Raw genomic sequence first — 25,302 nt, 5'->3', positions numbered from 1 at the left:
GTCGGACGATCGGGCCGGACGCCGCCGGCCCCGGGCGCCCCGGCCAGGGGCCGGTAGGGGGCGGCTCGGCCCCTGGCGGGGATCGGCCCCGCGCCTTATCCTGGCATGGTGGCGTCTCGCCCTCCGGGATGGGAGGGGGCGGGACGCCCGAGCCCAGGCCCCGAGGCGCCGGATCCGCATGGCCGACGAGACCCAGGATCGCGACCCCATCGAGGCGCTGGTCGACGCGATCCTCGGCCGGCTCCGGCGTGGGGAGCGGCCCGACGCCGAGGAACTCTCCTCCGAGTACCCCGGCCTCGCCGGGGGGTTGCCGAACCTGCTCCGGGCGATCGACGACCTGAGCCGGGCCCGGTCCGGATCCGAGGCCGAGGCCGACGCCGACGCCGAGGGCCCGGTGCCCCCCGAGGGGAGGCCGCACCCAGAGCCTCCCGGGCCCCGGCACCTGGGGGACTACCGGCTGCTCCGGGAGATCGGGCGGGGGGGGATGGGGGTGGTCTATGAGGCGGAGCAGCTGTCGCTCGGCCGTCGGGTGGCCCTGAAGATCCTGCCCCGGCACGTCGCCCTCGACTCGAAGGTGCTCAAGCGGTTCCGACGCGAGGCGCGCTCGGCGGCCCGGCTGCACCACTCGAACATCGTGCCGGTGTTCGAGGTCGGCCGGGACGGCGAGGTGGCCTACTACGCCATGCAGTTCATCCCCGGCCGGGGCCTGGACAGGGTGATCGAGGGCCTGCGGTCGCGCCGGGACCGCTCCGGGAGGCTCGGCGTCACGACCCCGGGGGGCCCCGGGGCCGTCCCCCCTCGGGGGGACGGCCCCGGAGTCGCGTCGACCCCCCCCCCGGGTCGGGGGGGGAGCCCGATCGGCCGATCGGGCCGGAGCCGGACGCCGCCTCGCCGTCGCTGGTGCCGATGCCCGCGTGGTCCGAGGCCGATTCGTCCTGGGACGACGAGACCCTGATCCTCGACGACCCGGGCGAGCGGGAGGGGGACCCGTCCGGGGGCGGCTCCTCGGAGGACGCCCCCGCCCCGGGGCCCGGGGCGGGGGCGGGGGCGGGGGCGGGGGAGATCCCGGACATCGACCCGGGCCGGCGCCCGGAGTGGTTCCGCACGGTCGCCCGGATCGGCCGGCAGGTGGCCCAGGGGCTGGCCTACGCCCACGGCCGGGGGGTGATCCACCGCGACATCAAGCCGAGCAACCTGCTGCTCGACGGCGAGGGCATCGCCTGGATCACCGACTTCGGCCTGGCCCTCGCCGAGGAGGACCTCACCCTCACCGGCACCGGCGACCTGCTGGGCACCACCCGCTACATGGCCCCCGAACGCTTCCGGGGCGAGGGGGACGCCCGGGCCGACGTCTACGCGCTGGGGCTGACCCTCTACGAGCTGGTCACCCTCCGCCCGGCCTTCCCGGCCGTCGACCGGCTGGAGCTGATCGACCGGATCCGGTCCCAGGACCCGCCCCGGCCCAGGTCGATCGACCCGGGGATCCCCCGGGACCTGGAGACGATCGTCCTCAAGGCGACCGAGAAGGACCCGGCGGCGCGGTACCAGACCGCCTCGGCGATGGCCGAGGATCTCGGCCGGTTCCTGGACGACCGGCCGATCGAGGCGAGGCCGATCGGGCCGATCGAGCGGCTGGCCCGCTGGTGCCGGAGGAACCCGGAGCAGGCGGTGCTGGGGGGCGCCGTGCTGGGGCTGCTGGTGGCGATCGCCCTGGTGTCGACCACCCTGGCCGTCCGGCTCGACCGCAGGGCCCGGGAGGCGAGGGACGCGGCCCGGGCCGCCGACCTCGGCCAGCGGGCGGCGCTGCGGGCCGCCGCCAACGAGGCGGTGGCCCGGCGGGACGCCGACCGGGCCAGCCTCCGGCTCGCCCGGACCCGGGACGAGCTGAGGCGCAACCTCTACGCCGCCCGGATCGCCACCGCCCTGGCCGCCTGGGACGCCAACGACGTCGGCCGGCTCGAGGGGCTGCTCGAACAGGCCCGGCGCCAGGCGGAGGGCCTGGACCTGCTCGGCTGGGAGTGGCACTACCTCCATCGGCTCTCCCGGCAGGAGCGGGCGACCTTCCGCGACCACTCCCGGGAGGTCAGCCGGGTCGCCTTCAGCCCCGACGGCCTGACCCTCGCCTCGATCCAGTGGGGCGGCCGGGTGGTGCTCAGGGACCCGGCGACGGGGGCCGTCCGGGGGGAGCTGCCCGGGTCGGACGACCCCCGGTTCTCCGGCCCCCTGAGCCTGGGCGTCTCGGCCCTGGCCTTCAGCCCCGACGGCCTGACCCTGGCCGCCCAGGGCCCGGATCTGGGCGTCGCCGCCTTCGAGGTCGACTCGGGCCGTCGGCGGTTCTCGGTCGAGCAGCCAGCCGAGCCCCCGGGCCCCCCCGTCGCGGTGCTCGACTTGGCCTTCAGCCCCGACGGCCTGATGCTGGCCGCCGCGACCGCCGCGCACTCGATCCTCATCTGGGACGCCCGCGACGGCCGATTGCTCCGCCACCTACCCAACGCCCACGCGGGGCCGGTCGCCGACGTGGAGTTCAGCCCCGACGGCCTGACCCTGGCCTCCGCCGGCTTCGACGGCCTGATCGCGTTCCGCGACGCCCGGGCGCCGGCCGAGGGGAGCAGCGAGGGCGAGGGCGAAGGCGAGGGCGAGGCGATCCTGCTCCCGGCCCACGTCGGCGCGATCCGGGACCTCGTCTATTCCCCCGACGGCCTGACCCTGGCCTCGGCCGGCGCCGACGGGACGGTGCGGCTCTGGGACCCGGTCGGGCGGCGCGAGCTGGACCGCCTGCGGCCCGATTGCCCCGACGTGGCCGCCCTGGCCTACGCCCCCGACGGCTCGACCCTGGCCTCGGCCGGCATCCACCACGAGGTGACCCTCTGGGACGCCGAGTCCGGCCGCCCCCTGCGGTCGCTCAAGGGGCATACCGACTCCATCTACGCCCTGGCCTACTCCCCCGACGGGCGGACGATCGCCTCGGCCGGCGCCGACACGACCGTGCGGCTCTGGGACCCGGAGCGCTCCTCCCAGCCCCGGACTCTGATCGAACCCGGCCCTGCGTCCTTCTTCGACCGCCCCTTCGCCCTCGACTTCTCCCGGGACGGCCTCCGGGTCGCCGCCGGCTTCGAGGACGCCACCGTCCTCGTCTGGGGCCTGCCGGACGCCGACCGGCGGCTGGAATTCGCGACGGTCGGCCCCGGCGACCCCCGCCTGGGGTGGAGCATCTACAGCCTCGCCTTCAGCCCCGACGGCCTGACCCTGGCCGTCGGGGACCCCGATCACCGGGTCACGCTCCGGGACGCCGGGACCGGCGCCTTGCTCCGGGTGCTCGGCACCCACGACGACACGATCAAGGACCTCGCCTTCAGCCCCGATGGCCGGTCCGTCGCCTCGGCCTCCAACGACGGCCGGCTGACGCTCTGGGACCTGGAGGCCGGGGCGGCCCGGTTCACCTACGAGGGCCAGGACCTCGGCGTCCTCGACCTGGACTTCAGCCCCGACGGCCGGTCGATCGCCTCGGCCTCCAACAACCAGACGGTCGCGATCCTCGACGCCTCGACCGGCGACGTGCGGCGCACCCTCGACGGCCACCTCGGCTCGGTCCTCGGCGTCTCCTGGTCCCCCGACGGGCGGACGATCGCCTCGGCCGGCGCCGACACGACCGTGCGGCTCTGGGAGGCGGAGACGGGCCGGCCCCTCCGGGTGTTGACCGGTCACACCAGCGCGGTGCAGTCCGTCTGCTTCAGCCCCGACGGCCGACGGCTCGCCTCGGCCGGGTCCGGCCGGACGATCCGCCTCTGGGACCCGTCCAGCGGCCTGGAGCTGCTGGCCCTGAAGGACCACGACGGCTGGATCCGCCGGATCGCCTTCAGCCCCGATGGCCTCCGCCTCGTCTCGGTCAGCGACGACGGCACGGTCAAGCTCCGGGACGCCTTTCCCCTCGACCCCTCGGCCGGGCCCCCGGAGCCCACCGAGTCGGGGTCGCCCGACCAGCCCCCGGGGGGGATGGTATCGGATGTTGCGTCGTCGGCCCCGACGGCCCCGGCCGGGCCTCAGGGGGCCCCGCCCGGCCCCGGATCCGGGGCCGGGCCCGGGTCGGAGGCGCCTCGGGCGATCTCCCGGAAGTAGAGGCGGATGAGGGCGGCGTAGTCGGGGCGGTAGCGGTCGGGGGAGGACTGGAGCAGCTCGGTGCGGAGGTGCCCGGGCAGGTCTCCCCAGGAGCGTTCGGAGCGGAGGCCGAACGCGGCGGCCGGGTCGGAGGGGCCGGCGGGGATCGATCGAGGGGGGGAGGCGGAGGGGTCGCCGTCGGAGGGGGAGGAGGGCTCGCCGGCCTGGTCGGCCAGGAGCCGGGCGAGCCGCTCGGCCCGGGAGGAGGGGTCGGCGGACCCGGAGGCCCGTCGGAGCTGCTCGGCGGCCCGACGCATGGCCTCGGCGGCCTCCCGGGCGGCTTCGGAGGGAGACCGTGAGGGGTCGCCGGGGTCGGGCCCGGCGGCGGCCCGGTCGAGGTCCCGGCGGGCGGCCTCGGCGTCGGCCCGGGCCTCGGCGGCGGCGTCGTCGTCCCGGAGTGCGGGGGCCCGCCTCAAGAGCTCGTCCAGGGCCCGGGAGAGCTGGTCCTGGGATTCCCGGAGCCGCCGAAGGGCCTCCGGGTCGATCGGCGGCGTCGGCTTGGCCTCGCCCGGGGGTTCGGCCGGGGGCGGAGGAACGTCGTCGTCCTGGTCCTCGGCTTGGTCCTCGGCCTCGGCTCCGTCGGCGAGTGCCCGGGCCTGGTCGGCCAGCTCCCCTTCCCGGCCGGCGAGGTCGGCCAGCTCGGGTCGGGCGGCGGCGGCCCGGGCGAGGCTATTGAGCCGCCGATTCAGGTCGTCGAGCCGACGCGAGGCGCCGGCCAGTTCCGCCTCGGCGCGTCGGAGGTCGTCGAGGCGGGCGTCGGGATCCTCCTCGTCGCGTCGGGCGTCGTCGAGCGCCTGCCGGGCGTCGTCGGCCTCGGCCTCAGCGGCCTGCCGGACGGGGTCGGCGAGCGGGCCGAGCGTGGGGTCCGCCTCCAGGGCCCGGGAGAGCAGTTGCAGGCGGTCGACCAGCCCCCGGGCGGCCTCGGCCAGGCAGTCGAGGTCGTCGGCGCTCCGCTCGGACCAGGCGTCGTCGTCCCGGCGTGCGGCCTCGGCGTCGGCCCGGAGGGGGGGGAGGTTGCGCTGGTTCTCGGCGGCCTGCCGGGCGAGCGATTGCAGCTCCTCCCGGATCGGCCCGAGCCGGGCTTCGAGCCGATCGGCGTCGAATTGCTGCACGTCGGCCACGATCGCCACCGGAATCGGCGCCGACCAGCCCTCGTTCGGCCCCCGGGGGGGCGGGCGGTTGTCCAGCACCCGGACCCGGACCGAGAGGGCGTCGCCGTCCCCCAGGCCCAGGGGGGCGAGGTCCAGCCCGGCCACCCCCCGGGCCGCCGGGGTCCCCAGCCCGTCGAGGACCAGGGGGATCGGCTCGCCGAGGGGCTCGGGAAGGGAGCCGGGCCCGGCGTCGGCCCGGAGGACGGCGACGTGCAGCTCGGCCGAGCAGACCGCCACGTCGTCCCGGGAGGCGACGGGGAGCGCCAGCCGGTCCCCGGGGCCGGCCGCCTCCTCGCCGTCGGCCAGGGCGACGGCAGGGGGGGCGTCGACGACCACCTCCAGCCTCCCCGATCGGCCGGGGCGCCCGACCAGCCCGTGCTCGTCCTCCGCGACCAGCTCGTAGGGGCCGGACGCCGTCGCCGAGACCTCAACCGTCCAGGCCCGACCATCGGCGGAGGGCTCGAAGTCGATGGATTTGCCCTCGTGTCGATCCCCCGAGGCGGGCTCGGCCGGCCAGGAGAGGACGACGCGACGGGCGGGGCGGTCCGTCGAGGCGACGATCGTGACCCGGCTGTCCTGCCAGGCGGTCGCCCCGGCCGGGCCGACGACTTCCTCCGCGTCCCGGCCTGTGTACGGGGGCGGGGCGATCGTCCATCGGTGGGAGGAGACGAGGGGGGGATCGACCACCCGGACCCGGTAGGGGCGGCTCCTGGCCGACCCGGCAACCACCCGGTACGTGATCGGCCCCTCGATCGAGGGCAGGGTGAGGGCGAAGCCCCGGGCATCGTCCCGCCGGGGCTCCCCTTTGCCGGGGCCGAGTTCCAGGGCGTGGGACGCGCCGTCGGGGCCGGTCCATTGCAGCAGGGCCGTCTCGGGCGGCGGGCCGGCGAGCCGGGACCGGGCCCGGACCGAGGCCGAGACGGCGAGCGGCCCCCCCCGGGCGACGACGGCGTCCCCCGGCTCGACCGCGATCGCCAGCAGGCCGGCCGAGCCGGGGTCGGACCAGGGGGCGAGGAATCGACCCGAGAGCGCGGCGAACGGGTCGGGCGCGACGATCGCCGGCAGGGCCACGACCCCGGCGGCCGCCAGGCCGATCGCCAGCCGACGGGCGGCCCGGGCCAGCGGGACGGCCCGGCCCGGCTCGATCGAGCCGGCCTCCTCGACCGCCCGGTCGACCAGCGCGGCGATCAGCTCGGGCGACCCGTGGGCCCGCCCCCCCGCGCCGGCCAGGGAGACGGCCGCCGTCAGCGTCGCCCCCCGATCGGGGAGGCCCCTCCCGGCGACGGCCGCCAGCGCGTCGGGCCGGTGCCGACGGAGCAGCGGCCCCAGCACCCCCCGGATCAGGAGCGTCGACGACACCCCGACCCAGGCCAGCCAGCCGGCCCATCGCACCGGGGTCGGTATCGGCCGGAGCAGGTCGACCGCCATCGCCGCCGCCGCGATCGCCGCCGAGACGCCGAGCGTCAGGCCCAGGCCCCGCATCGCCGCCGCCGCGTCGAGCCTCCGGCCGACCCTCGCCAGTACCGATCGGATCGACCCGGGCAGTCCCGCCGCCGGGGCTCGGCCCGGCCCCGGGGGGGCGATAGTCATGGCGAGGCTCCGGGGGCCGTCGGGCGGGGGGCGATCGCAGAGGGCCGGGACCGAGAGCGGCCGGCGGCGGGGCACGGGCCGGTCGATCGGGGTCCAGTGTAGCCCGGCATCGGGGGCGCCACCACTCGTCCCCGATCCGGGCGACGATAGGGGGGAAGATGCCTTGCCACGGGGATCGGCCGTGCCGTAGGATTGACACGTTCGCGACCGCCGGGCCAGCCGGCGACGCCGGTTCGGTTCATCCCGGCCTCGCGGCTCGCGTCCGTCCGATCGCCCCCGGGCGAGGAGGGACGCCCGACGGGGCGACACCAGGGATGGAGCTTCGCCGATGGATCGGACGACCCGCCGCATCGTGGTCCGCTACGCCTTCGCCGCGGTGTCCGTGGCGCTGACGCTGCCGCTCAAGCTGCTCGTCATCGACGACACGCTCGGCACCGTCCCGCCCTACATGCTCTTCCTCTTCCCGGTGATCCTGACTGCCTGGTGCGCCGGGGTCGGCCCCGGCGTGCTCTCGGTGGCGTTGAACGCGGCGGCCTGCGCCTACGTCCACCACGAGCCGACCCGGACCCTGAGGATCGAGGACCCGAGGGAGGCGTTGCTGCTGGCCATCTTCATGGCCGAGGGGCTGCTCGTCTGCTGGCTGATGGGCCGCCTGCACCGGGCCCGGGTCCGCGCCGAGGAGGCGAAGACGGCGCAGGAGACCTTCCTGGCGATGGTCGGCCACGAGCTGAGGGTGCCGCTCAACCCCATCCTGATCGAGGCCTCCGCCCGGCTGGACGACCCGGCGACCCCCCCGTCGCTGCGCCCCCCCTTCGAGCGGATCCGCCGCGCGGCCGAGCTGGAGGCGAGGCTCATCGACGACCTGCTCGACGCCGTCCGCCTCGGCCGGGGTCGCGGGTCGTTCCGCTTCCAGGAGGTCGACGCCCACGAGGCGGTCCGCCAGGCGTTGGAGGCCTGCCGGGCCGACTGGGAGGCGAGGCGTCAGGCCGTCTCGGTCGAGCTGGAGGCGACGGCCCACCGCGTCCGGGGGGACGGGGGGCGGCTGCAGCAGGTCGTCTGGAACCTCGTCCGGAACGCCTCGAAGTTCTCCCCCGAGGGGGGGACGATCGAGGTCCGATCCCGGGACGAGCCGTGCGGGACGATGGTGATCGAGGTGACCGACCGGGGCGTCGGCCTCGACCACGGCGACCGGGACGCCATCTTCGCCCCCTTCGCCCAGGCCGAGACCACCGCCGGCCGGTTCGAGGGGCTCGGCCTCGGGCTGGCAATCTGCCGGCTGATCGTCGACGCCCACGGCGGGCGCCTCGACGTCTCCAGCCCCGGCCGGGGCCGGGGCGCTACCTTCTCCCTCCGCCTCCATACCCTGGACGCCGCCGCCGCCGAGCCGGGATCCGAGGCCGAGGCCGAAACCGAGGCGGGACCGGGCCTCGACGCCCCCGACCGCACCCCCGACCCCGAGCCCCGTCCCGTCGGCGATCCCCGGCGGCTGGTGCTGGTCGTCGACGACGACGAGACCACCGCCCAGCTGCTCTCCGAGCTGCTCGGGCTCGACGGCTACGAGGTGATCGTCGCCCACACGGTCTCCGGGGCGATGGCCGCGCCGCTCGGCCGGATCGGCTGCGTCATCACCGACCTCGACCTGCCCGACGGCAGCGGTGCCGACCTCGCCCGGCGGTTCCGGGGCCACAACGACGCCCCCGTCATCGCCCTCTCCGGCTACGACCCCGGCGGCTTCGACCACGAGGCCTGCGACGACGCCGGGTTCGCCGCCCGGCTGGTCAAGCCCGTCGACTATCCCGCCCTCCAGGCCGCCCTCCGCGAGGCGATCGACCGGGCCGCCCCGGTCGGCCGCTGAGCGGGGCGGATCGGATCGGATGCCGGACGGCCTCGACGACGGCCCTCGTCGTGCCGACCGGCGACCTCAGCCCTCCCGATCCATCGATCGATCGGGAGGGCCCGGCCCGATCAGCCCCCCTTCTCGGCCCGGGGGGGAGGGGGCTCGGTCTCGGGCTCGGTCCACTTCAGGGCCCGGGCGCGGCCGATGGGGGCGATCCGGAGCACCAGCTCGCCGTTCTGGAACAGGCGGACGGTGCCGGTCGACTCGCTGACGGCCACGGCCACGGCGGTGGTGACCTTGGTGATCGCCGCGGCGGTCCAGTGCCGGGTGCCCATCCCCTTGGGCAGGGAGAGCCCGGCGGTGGGGGCGTCGATCATCTGGCAGGCGGCCTCGACCGTGCCGTCCCGGGAGACGACGATGGCGCCGTCGAGCTGGGCGATCTCCTTGATCGCCTCCCGGACCCGGGCGTCCCGGATGTTCCGCTCCTTGCGCTTGTAACCCTTCACCGGGTCGAAGCCCAGGGTGCGGGACCGGGAGAGGACCTCTCGGGTGTCGCCGACGACGATCAGGGTGCCGACGGGCTTCCCCTCGCGCCCCTCCCGCCCCACGGCGACGGCGATGTCCACGATCGCCTTGAGCGTCTCGAACGGGACGCTCGTCTCCAGCGCCCTCAGGTCCCGGGAGCTGAGCCGCTCCAGCCGCTCCCCCAGGCGGATCGTGCTGATGGAGTCCAGCTCGGAGTCGAACGCGGCGTAGACGACGACGATCCGGGCCCCGGAGCGGAGCAGGTCGTTGGCGACCGACTCGATCAGGGCCAGGGTGATCCGCTCGACGATCCCCGCGTCGGTCGCCTCCACCTCGACGGGTACCAGCCCGGCGCCGGAGACGGCCTCCATCTGCCGCTCCGACACGGCGACGAGCACCCGGGTCTGGCCGGCGACCTCCCGGACGGACTCCCAGTCGAGGTTGCCGTCCGGCAGCAGCAGCAGGCCGGCGGCCGAGAGCTGGTCGACGGCCGAGCAGGCCATCTCCAGCAGGCTGGTCGTCGCCTTGTTCAGGGTGCTGGGCGGCGTCACGGCGATCGGACCCCCGGGCCGGGCCTTGGCTGGTCGGGCAGGGAGAGGGACGTGCGGGCGGACCTTCGAACTCGGCCCGGCGCGCCGGGCCTCCGATCGGCCGCGTCGAACCGACCGGATCACGCCCGCCCGCTCCCGAGCCCCCGAGAGCCCGGCAGCTTAACAGCCCGCCGCGGGCCTGCCAAGGCGACGGTGCGATCGACGGGGCGAATTGGGGAGGGTCGACGTCTTCGAGGCCTCGGGAACGAGGGGATCGACCGTCAAACTTCGCCCCAGTACCCGCGGCGGAACGGGGCGAAGTCCCGGGCGTCCTCCTCGGCGACCCCGAACGCGGCCATCAGGTCCAGAGAGGCCCTCGAAGTCGGGCGCTCCTCGGCCGGATTCTTGCCGAGTTCGTCGTCCTCCTCGATCGGGCCGAAGTCCCTGGAGCCCCGACGGCCGAGGCCGAACACGGAGTCGACCCGCCCGCCGAAGCAGGTGTAGACGAGGAAGATCCAGTCCTCGGCCCGGTCAATCCCGAGGCCCCGGGCCAGTTCCAGGACCCGGACGACCTCGGGACGGGCGTCGAGGAGGTCGGGCATCCGGAGCCCGACCCCCGAGAACGGCGACTCGACGACCCGCCAGGCGGCATCCTCGGGCAGTTCCCCCGGGGCGTCGACGGCCGGCTTCGCGAAGAAGCCCGCGAACCAGTACGCCATCCTCCGCCCTCCAAGCCAGACGGTTCGGGGGGCGACTCGGCCGATGGCAGGGGGCGGGCGTCCGGCCCTGGCTCCCGCCCGCCCCTCGCGATCAGTTCGGCTCGTCGGCCTCGGGTTCCTCGGTCGAAGGCTCCTCGTTCGGCTCCTCGGCCTTGGGCTCCTCCTTCGGCTCTTCAGCCTTGGGTTCCTCGGCCTTGGGCTCCTCCGCGTTCGGTTCGTCCTTGGGCTCCTCCTTCGGCTCGGCGGGGGCGGGCTCAGGGGAGACGGGGACCTCGGGCTCCTCGGCGGGGGCGGGCTCGTCCTTCGGCTCCTCGGCCTTGGGCTCGTCGGCGGGGGCCTCGTCCTTCTTCGTCTCCTCCGCGGGCTCGTCGGCGGGGGCCGGGGCGGGCTCGTCGGCGGGGGCCGGGGCGGGCTCCTCGGCCTTCGGCTCGTCGGCGGGGGCGGCCTCGGGGGAGGCCGAGGAGGCGGAGCGGGCGGCCTCCAGGTAGGGGCGGAGGGCGTCGGCCCGCTTGTCGAAGAACTCCTTGAGCCCCTCGCTCGGCTGTCGGATCCGGACGTTGGCCTGGGCGGTCAGGCCCTCGGGGGGCTCGGCGTAGCCGGTGAAATAGGCGGCGAAGGCCTCGGGGTTGACCAGCCCGACCTGCGTCTCGGCGTTGCCCGAGGCGGCTTCCAGGTCGGTCTTGTCGGTCGACTTGCCCAGGACCAGCACGTCGAGGATCGGCGGCGGCTCGACGTTGGTCTGCACCAGCCCGGCCTCCTCGGCGGCCACGATCAGCTCGGCGACGGCCTTCAGCGCCGCCTCCCGCTTCTGCTGGACCTCCGGCGGCAGCTCGTCGGTGCTCGACGAGGATGCGGGGGCGGGGGCCTCCGAGGCCGGGGCCTCGGCCTTGGTCTCGTCCTGGCCCTCCTGGGGGGCCTCCGGTGCCGACACGGCCGGGGCCGGCTCCTCATCCTGCGCGACCAGCGAGCGGATCGCGCCGAGGCCGAGCACCAGGCCCAGCGACAACAGGACCGTCAGGGAACGACGCACGTCTGTCTCCTTCCGTCTGGACATACGTTCCGATTGCTCCGCGATTGCAAGCGGCGACGCGCCGAGTTTAGCGACGAGCGACCGGGCCGACCAGTGGGGAGACGCCCCCGCCGATCAGCCGAGGCCGCCGCCCCGGACCCTCGTCCGCTCGTCGATCCGGCGCAGCCAGAGGTGGTCGAGCGGGCCGTGCCCCCGGCCGAGCCCGGGGGCGTGCTCGATCGCCCCGTAGACGTATTGCTTCGCGCCCGAGCAGGCCTCCCGCAGCGAGTGCCCCTTGCCCAGCAGGGCGGCGATGGCCGCCGAGAGCGTGCAGCCGGAGCCGTGGGTCGACCGGGTGACGATCGGGGCCCCGGCGATCGCCATTGGGTACTCGGAGCCGTGGCCGTCGACCAGCAGGTCCAGCGCCCCGTCGATCGCCTGGCCCCCCTTCACCAGCACCGGCCGGCGGCCGACCAGCTCGAACAGCGCCAGGGCCGTCCTCCGAAGGTCGTCGGCCGACTCGATCGGCCCGAGGCCGGTCAGCAGGCTCGCCTCGTGCCGGTTGGGCGTCACGACGTGGGCCAGCGGCAGGAGGCGGTCGCGGAGCACGAGCACGGCCTTGGGGTCGAGCAGGGGATCGCCGCTGCGGGCGACCATCACCGGGTCGACCACCACGCGGAGCCCCGGCGTCCGGCCGAGCTGCGCCTCGATCGCCTCGGCCACCGCCGCGATGATCGCCGAGGTGCCGAGCATCCCCGTCTTCACGCCCGACACCGGCAGGTCGTCGAAGACCGATTCGACCTGCTGGGCCACGAAGGCCGGGTCGACGAGCCGGACTCCCTGCACCCCGGTCGTGTTCTGGGCCGTCATCGCCGTGATCGCGGCGGCGCCGTACACCCCCAGGGCCGCGAACGTCTTCAAGTCGGCCTGGATGCCGGCCCCCCCGCTGGGGTCGCTGCCGGCGATCGACAGGCAGACGGTCTGCTCGGGCATCTCCGGTCCCTTCCGACTCTCGGCCGATCCGAGGGGGGCCTGATCGGCCCCTCCCGCCGGATTCTAGCCCCGCGCGCCGGCGATTGCCAACGCCCGACCCGGGCTCGTCGGCATGTCATTCGCTCGTGTCGATCTGCGTGTTTGACGACGGATCGGGGGCCGCCGCGATCGAGGCGACCGGCCCGAGGCCCGACCGACCGACCGGGCGGGCGGGCCGGTTCCCTCGTCGATCCGTCACGCCCCGATTCGAACCCATCCGGCGCCGAGTCGCCCCGAGGAGCCGCCCCACCATGCGCACGATCGTCCTGTCATTCACCCTGCTGGCCGCCTCGGCGATGATGGCCCTTCCGGGCTGCTCGCCGGGGAGGGATGAAGTCGTCCCCCCCGAGGGCGGAGCGGCCGCCTCGGCATCGGGAGGCTCGGCGTTCCCGGTGGTCCCCTACCTGCCGGACGCCTCCTACATCGTCGTGGCGATCCTCGTGGGGCTGATCCTGGCGGTGGCCTTCCAGCTGCTGCTGACCAGCCTGTCGGTGGCCGCCGGCATCTCGATGCTCGGCCCGCTCGACGAGGAGGACGGCGGCAAGTCCGGCGGCCGCAAACGGCGGGGGAACGCCTCGGTGCTGCCGTCGGCCGAGGAGGTCGGCGAGGAGGCCAGGGAGATCACCGGGGCCTTCGGCCTCTGGGCGGCGATCACCACGGCGATCTCCCTGTTCGCCGCCTGCTGGCTGGCCGGGGAGCTGGGGCTGATCCGGCGCCAGGCGGCGCTGGACGACGACGTGCAGGGTCCCGTCAACGCCCTGCTCGGCGCCCTGATCGGCCTGACCACCTGGGGCCTCTTCTACACGCTGCTCACCACGATGGAGGGCATGGCGATCACCTCGGCCGTCGGCTCGCTGATCCGCACGGCGATGGCCGGGTTCAAGTCGGTGGCCTCGGCGACCACGTCGCTCTTCGAGCCCTCGGCCAAGCAGCAGGCGAGCGACATGGCCGAGGGGATGACCAAGGCCGTGGCCGACGTCCTCCAGCGGGACGGCGACGCCCAGCGCCTGAAGCGGGACCTGCGCGACTACCTCCGGGAGCTGAAGCCCCGCCCCCTGGACCCGGGCGCCGTCCGACGCCAGGTCGCCGGCCTGCTGGACGACCTGGAACTGCACGCCGTCTCCGCCGGCGGCGACGGGCCGGTCATCGACGTCGAGGGGGTCGTGGCCGACCTCCGGAGCCGGGGAGCCCTCGGGCCCGAGGCCGTGGAGTCGGTCCGCCGGGGCCTCTCCGAGGCCTTCGACGTGGCCCGGGCCGAGGCGTCCGACCCGGACAAGGGCCCCGCCGAGTCGGCCATCGACGCCGCACAGCGCCTCTCGGGCAAGTCCAGGCGCTCCGCCGAGGCCGGCCGGCGTCGGCTGGAGCAATACCTCGGCCGCACCGACCTGCCCGAGTTGGATCCCGAGGGGATCAAGCGCGACCTGACCCGCCTGTTCACCGAGCCCCGGGCCGGCGCCGCCGCGCTGCGGTCCCGGGTCGCCATGATGGACCGGGAGACCGTCCGATCGCTGCTGGAGGCCCGATCCGACGTCAGCCCGGAGCAGGCCGACCGGATCCTCGACGCGGTCCAGGGCGTCGTCTCCTCCATCACCGGGCTGGCCGACACCGGCCGGGACGAGCTGGACACCCGACTCTCCCGGGCCGAGGGCGGGGCCGAGGCCGTCCGTCGCCGGGCCGAGCGGAAACTGCGCTCCTACTTCGATTCGCTCGGCCAGCCCGAGCTGGACTACGACGGCATCAAGGACGACGTCGCCCTGCTGTTCCACGACCCCCAGGCCGGGGCCGAGGCGCTCAAGGCACGCTGGCAGGCGATGGACCGGGACGCCCTGCGGGCCGTCATCGCCTCCAGTCGGTCCGACCTGGACGAGGACGACGCCGAGGCCCTGCTCTCTCGGCTCGAATCGGTCCGGGACGAGGCGTTGTCCCAGGCCGACAAGCTGAAGTCGAAGGCCCGACGCGAGCTGAAGCGCGTCCGCCGGGAGGCGCTGGAGCAAGCCGAGGAGATCCGCAAGGTCGCCGCCGACGCCGCCTGGTGGGCCTTCGGCACGGCGGCCGTCTCGGGGGCCGCGGCCATCGTCGGCGGCGTGCTGGGGGCCACGGAGCTGTCCGGCGACGACGGCCGAGTCCGTCGCGTCGAGGTCGCCCCCCTCTCCCCCCAGGCCGGGCCTGACGGGGCGGGAGGGGGCGTCGGGCCCGGGCCGTCGGTGCCTGCCCCCCCGCCCGAGGGAGCCGGGCCGGCCCCGGCCGGTGCGGCGCGGATCCCCGTCGCCGAGCGGCCGGAGGGCGTCGGGCGGGGCGACCGCCCCGCCGGCGACGACCCGGCGTTCGACGCCGTCACGCAGACCGTCCCCCCCGTCGGTGGCGAGCCGGCGACGGGGGGTGAGGTCCAGGTCGAGGACGAGCCCGCGCCGACCGGCGCCGCCGAGCCGCCCGCCGCCGGGGGGGAACAGGGCCCCTCCCCTGGGGGAGGCGACCGGAGCAACCAGCCTCGCCCCGGCGAGCAGCCGGGCTCGGGCGACGAGCCGCCCGGCGAGCCGAGAATCCCCGTGGGCGACGAACCGGGCGAGCCCCAGCTCGATTGAACACGAGTTGAATCGTGACGCGGGCCGGGGCCCGGCCGTGTGCCCGGCTTGGCCATCCTGGTCGGCAGGAGACCAGGGGCCTCGCGGCCCCGATCGGCGAGGCCCCGCGAGGTCGCCCCCGGCGGCCCGATCCGGGGGAGAAGTCGAAGAGAATCGATCCGATTCGCCGAATCGGCATCAAGTTCGCACCGGTTCATGAACCATCGGCTGCGGACAGCCGACCGGACGCCCGGCCGTTTCCCGGGCCGATGCGGCCGGGCCCTGGTCCGGGAAACGGCCTGAGAAGGAGCATCACGAGACGATGTCACGATTGTTCCGAGCCATGGCCGGGCCGAGCCTGGGCCTGATCCTGATCCTGTTCGGTGCCGTCGCCGGTTGCGGCGGCGAGGGCGAGCAGGATGGCGACCTCGGGGGCGCCGGCATGCCGACGGCCGAGCCGGGCCAGACCGAGATCCCGGCGCCCGGCCCCGGCCCCGCCGAGGCCGGGGGTGACGCCGAGATCCCGGTGTCCGAGGCCCCCGAGGAACCCGGGGCCGGCTCCTGAGCCGGACCGGGTCCGGGTCCGGGTCGCCCCGCATCATCGAGCGACCCGGCCACCCCCCCCCACGAATCATGCCCGGCCGGCCGGCCCCATCGGCCCCCCCGGCCGGGCGATCCCGCCCCCCCGCCGTCGGCTTCCGGCCGAGAGGGGGGGGCACGCCCCGGGCCGGACCCGTTCCGGCGGGGAGACCCACCGAGGCGAACGCCGGACGCGTCTCTCGAGTCCGAACAACCCGAAGGAGCTGAATTGATGCACATCCTGAAACGACACGCCTTTTCCTGCCTTGCGGCCGTGGCCGCGTCCCTGGTCGCCGCCTCCCCCTCGACGGCCCAGTCGTCGAACGTCGACCTTTACTTCCCGACCGGCGAGGAGTCGTCCAGCCTGCTGATGATCCGCGCCGAGGCGCCGCCCGAGGTCCGCGTCGGACAGCAATTCGAGTACAATCTGACGGTCCGGAACATCACCGAGAACGTCACGCTCGAAGATATCCGCATTCGTCACGACGGGTCCGAGTACGTCTCGGTCGAGGGCTCCCAGGTCGGCCAGCAGGGCCAGCAAGCCCAGAACCAGGGCCAGGGCCAGCAAGCCCAGAACCAGGGCCAGCAGGCCCAGCGGCAGGGCGGCGACAACGCCAACGTGCCCGTCGAGGAGCGTCCTCAGGGCCAGCAGGCCCAGCAGGCCCAGCAGGGTCAGGGGCACGAGGGACATCAGGGCCAGCAGGGCCAGCAGGGCCAGGGCCAGCAGGGCCAGGGCGAGGGGATCCAGATCGGCGAGCTGACCCCGGGCCAGGGCAAGACGGTCCGCATCCGGGCCGTGGCCGAGCAGGAGGGGAACGCGGGCGTCTGCTTCCGCGTCGCCTACACCCCGACGGTCTGCCTGGTCACCCGGATCACCAAGCCGGAGATCCAGGTCACCAAGGCCGTGCCCGAGCGGGCCGACATCTGCCAGCCGCTGCGGTTCCGCTACACGGTGACGAACACCGGCACCGCCGACGTGCAGAACGTCGTCGTCTCCGATGACCTGCCCGACGGCCTCCAGGTCGAGGGCGGCGAGGCGGCCATCCGCCGCGAGATCGGCAACCTGCCCGCCGGCGAGACCGAGGAATTCGACGTCGAGCTGTGCGCCCTCCGCACCGGCCGGTTCACCAGCCGGGCCGTCGCCCAGAGCGGCGAGCTGCGGGCCCAGTCCAACAGCCCGACCACCCAGGTCGTCGCCGCCCGGCTCTCGACCGAGCTGGAGGGCCCCGACGCCCAGTACCTCAACCAGCCGGCCACCTACCGGGTCACCGTCCGCAACGACGGCGACGGCCCGGCGCTCGACACCGTGCTGGAGGTCGACGTCGACGAGCGGACCCGGCTGATCCGCACCAGCCGGACCAGCCTCAACTCCGTCGACCCCAAGCAGGCCGACGACCGCACCCTGACCTGGGCCATCGGTACGCTGGAGCCGGGCCAGGAGACCGCCGTCAGCTTCACCGTCAACCTCAACCGCGTCCCCCAGGGTGCCGAGGCCCGGCAGCCCCAGGGCGAGCAGGCGCAGCAGGGACAGCAGAGCGAGGGCTCGGAGTCCTACCGCTTCCGCCACGTCGCCGAGGTCACCTCGCGGTGTGCCGACGCCGAGATGTGCGCCGACGAGGAGGTCCGCAAGTACGCCTCCGCCTCGGCCAACCTCGACGTCGAACTCGTCACGCTCCCGGCCCTGCTGCTGGAGCTGGTCGACCGCTACGACCAGGTCACCGTGGGCGAGAACGTCGACTACGTGCTCACCGTCATCAACCAGGGTTCGGGCGCGGACAACAACGTCCAGCTGACCGTCACCCTGCCGGACTCGCTCGAGTACGTCAGCGCCGACGGCAAGACCCAGGCCCAGAACGACGGCCAGGCGGTCACCTTCCAGCCGATCGAGACCCTCGCCCCGGGCGAGGAGGCGCGCTATGAGATCATCGCCAAGGCCAACCGGGCCGGGCAGATCAGCACCAACGCCGAGCTGACCAGCGACTTCCTCCAGGTCCCGGCCCGGGAGGCCGAGCCCACCGTCCTGATCGGCGGCGAGGGCGCGACCACCACCCGCTCCTCCAACGACCAGGGGCAGGGACAGAACAACAACCAGGGCCAGGGCAACAACAACCAGGGCCAGGGCAATAACCAGAATCAGGGCAATAACAACCAGGGAAGCGGCGACACCAAGAAGGGCGACAACTGATCATCCTTGCCGCACCCGGATCCCCTGATCCTCCCCCGGCCGGGGCCCCTCGCGGGCCCCGGCCGTTTTCGGTGCGCGGCGGGAGGCCGATCGAGTCCCGATCCCGTGTCGGGCGACCGGGGCCGAATCCGACCTATTCTGATCGTGGATGTCGGATGGCGGGGGATTCGAGACTCGGGGTCCCGGGGGGAGGCCGGGCGGCGACGCGGCCCGGCTTGCCCGCCGGGCATCCGCCATCATTCGTGACGCGACGATTCCCCGTCGCGTCCCGCAATCAAATCCCGGTATGATGATTGCGTCCGGGCCGGGGGACCGCCCCGGGCGGGCCCCGGCGGATCGGAGCGGCCGGGGGAAACCGGCCGGGCGACCGACCGACCGAGACGACAGGAGGCCGCACCATGTGGAAGACCATCTCGAAACTCACCGCCCCGGCCGGGCTGCTCGCCCTGCTGACGCTGCTGCCGACGACCGAGGCGGAGGGCCAGGCGATCGGCTTCCAGCCGAACGTCCAGCCGTTCGGCGACGGCGTGTTCCTCAACGCCACGCCCGTCGTCTCGGCCGATCGCCGCTACGTCCGGCTCGGCGGCATCGACACCTCGTTCAACTCCCTGGTCGGCGTCCAGCCCTTCACCTTCACCGCCGGCGCCGTCTCCGGCGGCGGGGCGGGCGGTTTCGGGGGTGCCGGCGGGTTCGGGGGTGCCGGTGGCCTCGGCGGTCCTGGCGGTGCCGGCGGTTTTGGCGGTCTCGGAGGGGTGGGCGGATTCAACAACATCAGCCCGGCCGGGAACGTCGTCAACGGGACGGCGATCGTGCCGGGCCTGGGTGCGGTCGGGCCGGTCGGCGGCTTCTACGGCGGCTTCGGCTATCCCTACGGCTACCCCGGGGGCTTCGTCTCGGGATATCCGACCGGCCCGCTCTACACCGGGCCCCAGATCCCCCCCCGGCAGGCGGTCAACGCGATGGGGCCGCTGGGCGGGTCGATCATGAACACCATCCAGCCGAGGAGCTGGAGGCGCTTTCCCTGACCGGCCCCCGATCGGGACCATCGGGGCGGCGACTCCCGGACGATTCGGCGGCGGCGGGCGGGCCATTGGCCCGGCCCGCCGCCGCCGTTACGATCGCGCGGTCGGCCTGTTGAGGCTGATCGAACATGCGAGCGATCGGAGTCTCCCCGCCATGAGTCGTCGAGCCCTGTCCGTCGCCCTGGCCTGCGGCATCGGCCTGGGGGCGGCGTCGTCGCCCGCCCGGGCACAAGACTCCGGCCTGGAAGTCGGCGCCGCGATGCGGGTCATCACGCCCGACCCGCTGCTGCCCGTCTCCGGCGGCATGGGGCCCCCCCGCCCGGCGACCGAGCAACGCGGCGACCTGACGGCCCGGGCCGTCGTCTTCCGCAAGGCGGACGTCTCCGTCGCCGTCGTCTCGGTCGACCTGCTCGGCTTCCCCTCGGTGCTGGGGGACCGCGTCCGGGCGCAGGTCGATCGCATCCCGGGCGAGAACGTCCTGATCGGCGCCACCCACACCCACAGCGCCCCGGACTGCTACGCCTTCCCCGACGGCCGGGGGGGCCACACGGCCGACCTCGACTACCTCGACTCCGTCTGCGACCTCGCCGCCGAGGCGGTCAACGAGGCGATCGACCGCCTCGCCCCCGCCCGGCTGACGATCGCCACCGGAGAGGCCCAGGGCAAGATCGCCTTCAACTACTACGCCCCCGACCTCTACGACCGCCGCCTGAGCGTCATCCGGGCCACCGGCCCCGACGGCGACGGGATCGCCACGCTCGTCAACTACGCCGTCCACCCCGAGGTGCTCGGCAACGATGAGGGGATCGTGAGCCCCGACCTCGTCGGCCCCCTCTGCGACCGGCTCGAGGCCGAGGCCGGCGGCCTCGCCCTGTTCATGAACGGCGCCCAGGGGGGCATGGTCACCGCCGACAACCGGGACCTCGACCGCCCCCGGGATCCCCTCCGGGGGTACTGGGAGGGGATCTCCACCTGGGAGGAGTGCCTCCGGATCGGCCACCTCCTCGCCGACGAGGCGCTCCGGATCCTCGACGACGCCCCGGCGCAGGAGGACCCCGCCCTCGCCTGCGACTCGGCGGCCGTCCGCTTCCCGGTCGACTCCGACGACCTCTGGGCCGTCGTCGAGCATTCGCCGCTGGACTACCCCCGCAACGACGACCGCTCCGTGACCACCCGGGTCAACCTCGTCACCCTCGGCGACGCCCAGATCCTCACCATCCCCGGCGAGGCGATGCCCAACCTCGGCTTCTACCTGAAGCGGAAGATGCGGGGGGAGCACAACCTGCTGTTCGGCCTCACCAACGACGCCTTCGGCTACATCCTCGCCGAGGTCGACTTCGACAGCTTCAACCGCTACGACTATGTCTCCCGGGTCTCCCTCGGCGAGAAGACGGGGACCATCCTCGTCGAATCGGCGCTGGAGTTGATCAACCGGGCCCCGGCCCCGATCCCGGCCGACTGAACCCGGATTGCCCGGGAGGCGGGCCGGTCACGAGGAGCCCGCCACCGGGGCACGCGGCGCTCGACCCCGGCCTCCCGGCGCAGGGACCATGGCCCGACGCAATCCCGCGTGAGGCCGCTCGGCGTGAGGCCGCAACCCGACGCGGCCCGATCCATCAGGGTTCATGCCCTTCGTGTCGGTGCGGCCGGAGCCAGCCCAGCATCCGGGCGATCTTGTGCTTCTTGCGGCGGTCGGCCGGGTGCTCGATGGTGCCGGATCGCATCGGCAGGCCGAGGATGCTGGCGTTCTTCAGGTAGGAGTCGGCCTGGACCGTGCCCGACTCCCAGACGATCTTGCCGGAGGGCAGGTCCCGGGCGAACATCGCCAGCCGGCTGACGCCGTACTGCTCGGTCTTCTTGGCCAGGGCGACCTCGGGCAGCTCGAGCCCCCTCGCCCCCGCCGCCGAGGCGACGATGCCGTTGCTCGGCATCCCGATCAGGCAGGAGCTGGAGTCGGTCCCGTAGACGGCGGCCCCGGCCTCGACCACGCAGACCGCCTCCTCCCGGTCGTCCACCAGGATGACCCCCTGCCGGGCCATCGACTCCCGGATCCGGTAGGTCATCCAGCCCGTGTCGACGCCCGAGAGGTTCTCCGTGTCCAGGAAGACCGGCGGGCCGACCAGCGGGCCGAAGTCGACGGCGCCGATGGCGGTGTCCCATGCCTGGGTGAGCAACAGTTGCTCCGTCGCCGTCCTCGACGTGTCGCTCATCCGGATCGACCCGCATCCCGAGCCCAGCCCGGCCGCGAGCAGCATCGCCGCGAGGATCGTCGGGGGGAATCGCGCGGGCTGCCTCGCGAGGCGGAAGGGCATCGTCGGGCCTCCTGATCGACGTACCGGCCGGGATGCCCCCCCTCCTCGCCGCATCCTGCGGCGAATCCCCGGCGGGCCCGGACTCGTCCACCCTTCTCGTCGGACCGGCCCTCCCCCCGGCTCCAACCGGCCGGGCCGATCCCCCCGGGGGCGATTGCGGCTCGTGAGCGTTGTGCCGGAACGGGAGGCGGTGCGGCCGTCTCCTGCCTCGGGGAGGAAGCCGGGCGCCATCTCCTCCCCTCGCCCTTCCGCGACGAGGAGGCGACGCGAGGGCCATCCCCCCCCCGACGATCTCCCCGCCGCCGCTCTGCCCCCGGGCCGGGGGGCGTTGGGGCGGGGGACGCGGGAGGTCACGATCGGCACGGACATTGCGTATAGTACATCCACGAGTGCCCGACGCGCCCCCGAGACGGGACCGACGCGGGCCCTGCCCGGCCGACCGACCGACCGACCCGAGTGAGCCGCGTCCGATCGAGCCAGGATGACGACCCCGATGCCCCGCATCGAACCTCGAAGGACCCACCCCATGACGCGCATCGCATCCCTCGCGGCCGCCGGCGCCCTCGTGCTGGCCTCGGCCTCGGCCGCCTCGGCCCAGGTCAACCTCTACCTCGGCAACCCCGCCGCCGGCCGGGGGGCCGCGTTGAGCGTCGGCCAGCCCCGGCTCAACTACGGCTACGGCTACGGGACGGGCCTCGGGGCGGCCACCCGGGGCTACAACTACGGCTTCGGCTACGGCGGCCCCCAGGTCGTCGTCGGCATCCCCGCCACCGCACCCGCCACCGCACCCGCCGCCGTGGCCTCCCCCTACGCCGGGTACGCCACCCAGGGTTACACCGCCATCACCCCGATCGGCACGGGGACCGCCCTGACCAGCCCCGCCTATCGCCGCTACAACGCCGGGACCACGATCTACAGCTCCGGCTATTCCGGCTACAGCGCCGGAATCCCCGGCTACGGCGCCTCCTACCCCGGGGCCGCGGGCTACGGCGCCGGGTACGCGGGCTATCCCGGCTACGGCTCGGGCTATCCGGGCGGCTCGATCATCCAGCAGAGCTACACCACCTCCCCCTTCAACGCCTACAACGGCGGGTACGGGTACAACCCCCTGTACGGTGGCATGAACCTGAACCGCACCTTCGGGATGCCGCTCCGCTGAGCAGCCCCGCCGCGTGAGCGGATCCATCCCGACGACGGCCCCGGGGGCGTGCGACGCCATGCCCCCGGGGCCGTCGCCGCGCGCCGATCGCCCCGGGCCCCGGGGAGGCTTGCCCGGGGGCGAGGCCCGCGCCTACAGTTCTCCCGGGGGATCGAACCCCCCGGAGGGAACGCCCATGAGTCTCCGCCTCGCCCTGCCCGCCGACCTGCCGACCGACGACGGCCCGGCCGAATCGCCTTCCCCGTCGACCTCGATCCCGACGGCCCCGACCTTGTCGACCGACTTCGGGCTGCTCGACGCCTACTCCCGGGCCGTGGTCGCCGCCGTCGACCGCGTCTCCCCCTCGGTGGTCCACATCGACGCCCGGCGCGACCCGAAGCCCGGCCGGCCCCGGCAGCGGGGAGGAGGCGGGGGCAGCGGCTCCGGCTTCCTGATCACCTCGACCGGCTACATCCTCACCAACAGCCACGTGATCCACGAGGCCGACCGCGTCGAGGCCACGCTGGCCGACGGCCGGGCCCTGCCGGCCGACCTCGTCGGCGACGACCCGGAGACCGACCTCGCCATCGTCCGGGTCCACGCCGAGGGGCTCGTCCCGGCCGAACTCGGCGACTCGCAGGCCGTCCGCCCCGGGCAGCTCGCCATCGCCGTCGGCCACCCGTTCGGCTTCCAGGGGACGGTGACCGCCGGGGTGGTCAGCGCCCTGGGGCGTTCGCTCCGGGCGCAGTCGGGCCGGCTGATCGACGACGTGCTCCAGACCGACGCCGCGCTCAACCCCGGCAACTCCGGCGGCCCGCTGGTCGACTCACGAGGGGCCGTCATCGGCGTGAACACGGCGACGATCGTGGCGGCGCAGGGCATCTGCTTCGCCATCGCCATCAACACCGCCCGGTTCGTCGCCGGCCGCCTGATCCGGGACGGCCGGGTCCGTCGCAGCCGGATCGGCGCCGCCGTGCAGGCCGTCTCCCTGCCCGCCGGCCTGCTCGACGGCCGCCCCGCCTCGAAGGCCGGCGACGACGGGGCCGTGCTCATCTCCTCCATCGAGCCCGGCGGCCCCGCCGAACGCGCCGGGCTGGTCGAGGGGGACCTGATCGTCGGCTTCGACGGCCACCCGATCGCCGGCATCGACGACCTGCACCGCCTCCTGACCGAGGACCGCGTCGGCGTCCGGGTCCCGGTCCGCGTGCTGAGACGCCCCCGGGTCCTGGTGGTGCAGCTCACGCCGGAGGAGGCTCGCCCGGCGGCGTGAAACGATCCTGGGTGGATCTGGCCGGCACTCGTCGGCGTCCGAACATCCGAGGTCCGCATGACCCCGCGTCGACTGCGATTCTCGGTCCGGAAGGGCATGGCCCTCATCCTGGTCCTCGGCTGCACCCTCGGGTGGATCGTCCACCGGGCCGATCGGCAGCGGGATGCCGTGAAGGCGATCGAACGAGCCGGGGGAGAGGTGTTGTACGACTGGCAATACAGGGACGGCACGATGCGATCCGGTGGCACGCCCGGGGGGCCGGCGTGGCTGGCCCGTATCCTGGGCCCCCACTACTTCGACACCGTGACGCATGTCACTCTCCCGGCGCGAACGACCGATGCCGACATGGGCACGGTTGCCGCCCTGGGTTGGGTCGAGCGGCTGATCCTCGACCCGAGCGGACTGAGCGACGCGGGACTGGCCCAGCTCGACCGCATGACTGGCCTGCGGTGGCTGGTGATCGATCACAGGGCCATCGACGTGGATTCCCGGATCATGCCGCTGCGGGCGATCTCCCGGCTGCATGGCCTGACCCTCGCCGGGACCGACGTCTCCGACGCCGGCGTGATGCGGCTCCCGATCCCCGGCCGCCTGGGACTGCTGGATCTCGAGAAGACGAGGGTCACGGACGCAGGGCTCGCCCACATCGGCGGGATGAGCGGGCTGGAAGACCTGTCGGTCGAGAACACCGAGCTCGGCGACCAGGGGCTCGCCCACCTCCGGCGACTGGAGAAGCTCCGACGCCTCAGCGTCAATCGCACCGACGTCTCGACTCCCGCTGTTGACGCCTTTCGGAAGCGACACCCGGGGGTGCGAATCCGGGACTCGAATTGAGCCGAAGGGCGTCGATGAGGCACGCCCGGGCCCTCGATCGGTGTGGTCGACGGCCGAAGGCGGGGGGCGAGTCGGGGCCGTCCGGTTGGCTCGGTGGAAGTCGAGCGACCGACGCGGCGGGGGGCAATTCAGCGCGGGCCCGGGGTTTCGGGGATCATCGAGGCGAAACGCGATGCGGATCGGGACGGATCGCGCCGCCTCCCCGGACGACGGGGGGCGGCCTCCGTCCCGATCGGTCGGTCACTCGTCCAGGATCTTCGGCAGGTCGGCGAGGACGCGCTTGACGCCCTCCTCGTCGAGCTGCCCGGGGGCGAAGGCGTGCTTGGCCTCCACCTCGATCTGACGCCAGAGCAGGACGGTGACTTCCGCGCCCTCGGCGATCTTGTAGCTGGGAGGGCCGGCGGGGTCCTCCATCAGCGTCAACGGCACGTGCTCGATGCCGTGCTCGGCCGCCAGGTCCCGCAGGGCCTTGACGACCTCGGCCTCGCCGTCGGTGTCCGTCAGGCGGACGACGAAGGCCTTCAACTCGGGATTCTCGGCGATCTTCTCATCGACGGCCTTGACCAGACCGGTCAAGGGCCCGCTTGTCGTCCGCGTGAAGATGCAGACGACCGGGCTGGCACCGTAGCGTCAGCGATAACAGAGCTCGTTGCCCTTGTTCGGCCCGGTGACGTCGTAGACGTCGAAGGCGTTGACGGGCTCCCCGAGCTTCGGCCCGGAATCGAGGCCCTGGGCGTGCAAGGTGGCCGCCGCCCCCGAGGCGGCGACCACCAGCGCGGCCAGGCCCCAGGCATATGGGGCGATCTTCGTCATGGGTCTTTCTCCTTCGGTCGGTCGAGGGCCCGCCGCCCCC

Annotated in this window: 19 protein-coding genes; 11 read left to right on the top strand and 8 right to left on the bottom strand. The window is 74.4% G+C overall.

Annotation, left to right across the window (positions count from 1 at the left end; translation table 11 throughout):
- The first annotated feature begins 178 nt into the window (after positions 1 to 178).
- Positions 179 to 955 (top strand): protein kinase domain-containing protein, encoded by a 777-nt coding sequence (locus ElP_RS33035; RefSeq protein WP_145277593.1) that lies wholly within the window; start codon positions 179 to 181, stop codon positions 953 to 955.
- Positions 907 to 4,116 (top strand): WD40 repeat domain-containing serine/threonine protein kinase, encoded by a 3,210-nt coding sequence (locus ElP_RS33030; protein WP_145277591.1) that lies wholly within the window; start codon positions 907 to 909, stop codon positions 4,114 to 4,116. The genes ElP_RS33035 and ElP_RS33030 overlap by 49 nt, the downstream gene beginning before the upstream one ends.
- Here ElP_RS33030 and ElP_RS38975 read toward each other — a convergent pair.
- The gene (locus ElP_RS38975) at positions 4,041 to 6,896 is read right to left on the bottom strand and encodes a hypothetical protein (RefSeq protein WP_197446557.1); all 2,856 of its coding nucleotides are present in this window, start codon (positions 6,894 to 6,896) and stop codon (positions 4,041 to 4,043) included. The genes ElP_RS33030 and ElP_RS38975 overlap by 76 nt on opposite strands.
- A 328-nt stretch (positions 6,897 to 7,224) precedes the next feature.
- On the opposite strand from ElP_RS38975, the gene ElP_RS33020 reads away from it, so the two are divergent.
- Positions 7,225 to 8,751 (top strand): hybrid sensor histidine kinase/response regulator, encoded by a 1,527-nt coding sequence (locus tag ElP_RS33020; protein ID WP_145277589.1) that lies wholly within the window; start codon positions 7,225 to 7,227, stop codon positions 8,749 to 8,751.
- Positions 8,752 to 8,861: 110 nt separating this feature from the next.
- On the opposite strand, the gene ElP_RS33015 is transcribed toward ElP_RS33020, so the two are convergent.
- From ElP_RS33015 to thiD, 4 genes are all read right to left on the bottom strand, one after another.
- The gene (locus ElP_RS33015) at positions 8,862 to 9,809 is read right to left on the bottom strand and encodes a DNA integrity scanning protein DisA nucleotide-binding domain protein (protein WP_231749350.1); all 948 of its coding nucleotides are present in this window, start codon (positions 9,807 to 9,809) and stop codon (positions 8,862 to 8,864) included.
- A 260-nt stretch (positions 9,810 to 10,069) separates the two neighbouring features.
- Positions 10,070 to 10,507 carry a hypothetical protein gene (locus tag ElP_RS33010; protein WP_145277587.1) on the bottom strand — a complete coding sequence of 146 codons (438 nt, stop codon included), beginning with the start codon at positions 10,505 to 10,507 and terminating at the stop codon, positions 10,070 to 10,072.
- Between the two features lie 91 nt (positions 10,508 to 10,598).
- Complete coding sequence (locus tag ElP_RS38970) at positions 10,599 to 11,537, bottom strand: hypothetical protein (RefSeq protein WP_197446556.1); 939 nt, start codon at positions 11,535 to 11,537, stop codon at positions 10,599 to 10,601.
- A 114-nt stretch (positions 11,538 to 11,651) separates the two neighbouring features.
- Positions 11,652 to 12,509, bottom strand: a complete 858-nt coding sequence (gene thiD, locus ElP_RS33000; protein WP_145277585.1) for a bifunctional hydroxymethylpyrimidine kinase/phosphomethylpyrimidine kinase — start codon at positions 12,507 to 12,509, stop codon at positions 11,652 to 11,654.
- Positions 12,510 to 12,799: 290 nt separating this feature from the next.
- Between thiD and ElP_RS32995 the strand changes: the two genes are divergently transcribed.
- The 5 genes from ElP_RS32995 to ElP_RS32970 all read left to right on the top strand — a co-directional run bounded on the left by ElP_RS32995 (position 12,800) and on the right by ElP_RS32970 (position 20,357).
- Positions 12,800 to 15,130 (top strand): ICP22 family protein, encoded by a 2,331-nt coding sequence (locus ElP_RS32995; protein WP_145277583.1) that lies wholly within the window; start codon positions 12,800 to 12,802, stop codon positions 15,128 to 15,130.
- Between the two features lie 301 nt (positions 15,131 to 15,431).
- Positions 15,432 to 15,674 carry a hypothetical protein gene (locus ElP_RS32990; protein ID WP_145277581.1) on the top strand — a complete coding sequence of 81 codons (243 nt, stop codon included), beginning with the start codon at positions 15,432 to 15,434 and terminating at the stop codon, positions 15,672 to 15,674.
- Between the two features lie 246 nt (positions 15,675 to 15,920).
- Positions 15,921 to 17,873, top strand: a complete 1,953-nt coding sequence (locus ElP_RS32985) for a COG1361 family protein (RefSeq protein WP_145277579.1) — start codon at positions 15,921 to 15,923, stop codon at positions 17,871 to 17,873.
- A gap of 398 nt (positions 17,874 to 18,271) precedes the next feature.
- Positions 18,272 to 18,898, top strand: a complete 627-nt coding sequence (locus tag ElP_RS38965; RefSeq protein WP_197446555.1) for a hypothetical protein — start codon at positions 18,272 to 18,274, stop codon at positions 18,896 to 18,898.
- A 151-nt stretch (positions 18,899 to 19,049) separates the two neighbouring features.
- Positions 19,050 to 20,357: a hypothetical protein gene (locus ElP_RS32970; RefSeq protein WP_231749349.1), complete on the top strand. Its 1,308-nt coding sequence runs from the start codon at positions 19,050 to 19,052 to the stop codon at positions 20,355 to 20,357.
- Positions 20,358 to 20,511: 154 nt separating this feature from the next.
- Here the strand turns inward: ElP_RS32970 and ElP_RS32965 are convergent, their stop codons facing one another.
- The gene (locus ElP_RS32965) at positions 20,512 to 21,207 is read right to left on the bottom strand and encodes a DUF6655 family protein (RefSeq protein WP_145277573.1); all 696 of its coding nucleotides are present in this window, start codon (positions 21,205 to 21,207) and stop codon (positions 20,512 to 20,514) included.
- Between the two features lie 526 nt (positions 21,208 to 21,733).
- Between ElP_RS32965 and ElP_RS32960 the strand changes: the two genes are divergently transcribed.
- The 3 genes from ElP_RS32960 to ElP_RS32950 all read left to right on the top strand — a co-directional run bounded on the left by ElP_RS32960 (position 21,734) and on the right by ElP_RS32950 (position 24,449).
- Positions 21,734 to 22,366, top strand: a complete 633-nt coding sequence (locus tag ElP_RS32960; protein ID WP_145277572.1) for a hypothetical protein — start codon at positions 21,734 to 21,736, stop codon at positions 22,364 to 22,366.
- Positions 22,367 to 22,541: 175 nt separating this feature from the next.
- Positions 22,542 to 23,615, top strand: a complete 1,074-nt coding sequence (locus tag ElP_RS32955; protein WP_145277570.1) for a S1C family serine protease — start codon at positions 22,542 to 22,544, stop codon at positions 23,613 to 23,615.
- 57 nt (positions 23,616 to 23,672) lie between these two features.
- Positions 23,673 to 24,449: a hypothetical protein gene (locus ElP_RS32950; protein WP_145277568.1), complete on the top strand. Its 777-nt coding sequence runs from the start codon at positions 23,673 to 23,675 to the stop codon at positions 24,447 to 24,449.
- A 240-nt stretch (positions 24,450 to 24,689) separates the two neighbouring features.
- On the opposite strand, the gene ElP_RS32945 is transcribed toward ElP_RS32950, so the two are convergent.
- Both ElP_RS32945 and ElP_RS32940 read right to left on the bottom strand, forming a co-directional pair.
- The gene (locus ElP_RS32945; protein WP_145277567.1) at positions 24,690 to 25,025 is read right to left on the bottom strand and encodes a hypothetical protein; all 336 of its coding nucleotides are present in this window, start codon (positions 25,023 to 25,025) and stop codon (positions 24,690 to 24,692) included.
- 54 nt (positions 25,026 to 25,079) lie between these two features.
- Positions 25,080 to 25,262, bottom strand: coding sequence for a hypothetical protein (locus ElP_RS32940; protein ID WP_145277564.1), 183 nt, complete (start codon positions 25,260 to 25,262; stop codon positions 25,080 to 25,082).
- Between the last annotated feature and the right edge of the window lie 40 nt (positions 25,263 to 25,302).

Origin of the sequence: Tautonia plasticadhaerens (assembly GCF_007752535.1) — a bacterium.
GTDB classification, from domain to species: domain Bacteria; phylum Planctomycetota; class Planctomycetia; order Isosphaerales; family Isosphaeraceae; genus Tautonia; species Tautonia plasticadhaerens.
The sequence above is the reverse complement of the archived record's forward strand: the minus strand, read 5'-3'. Positions and strand labels throughout refer to the sequence as shown.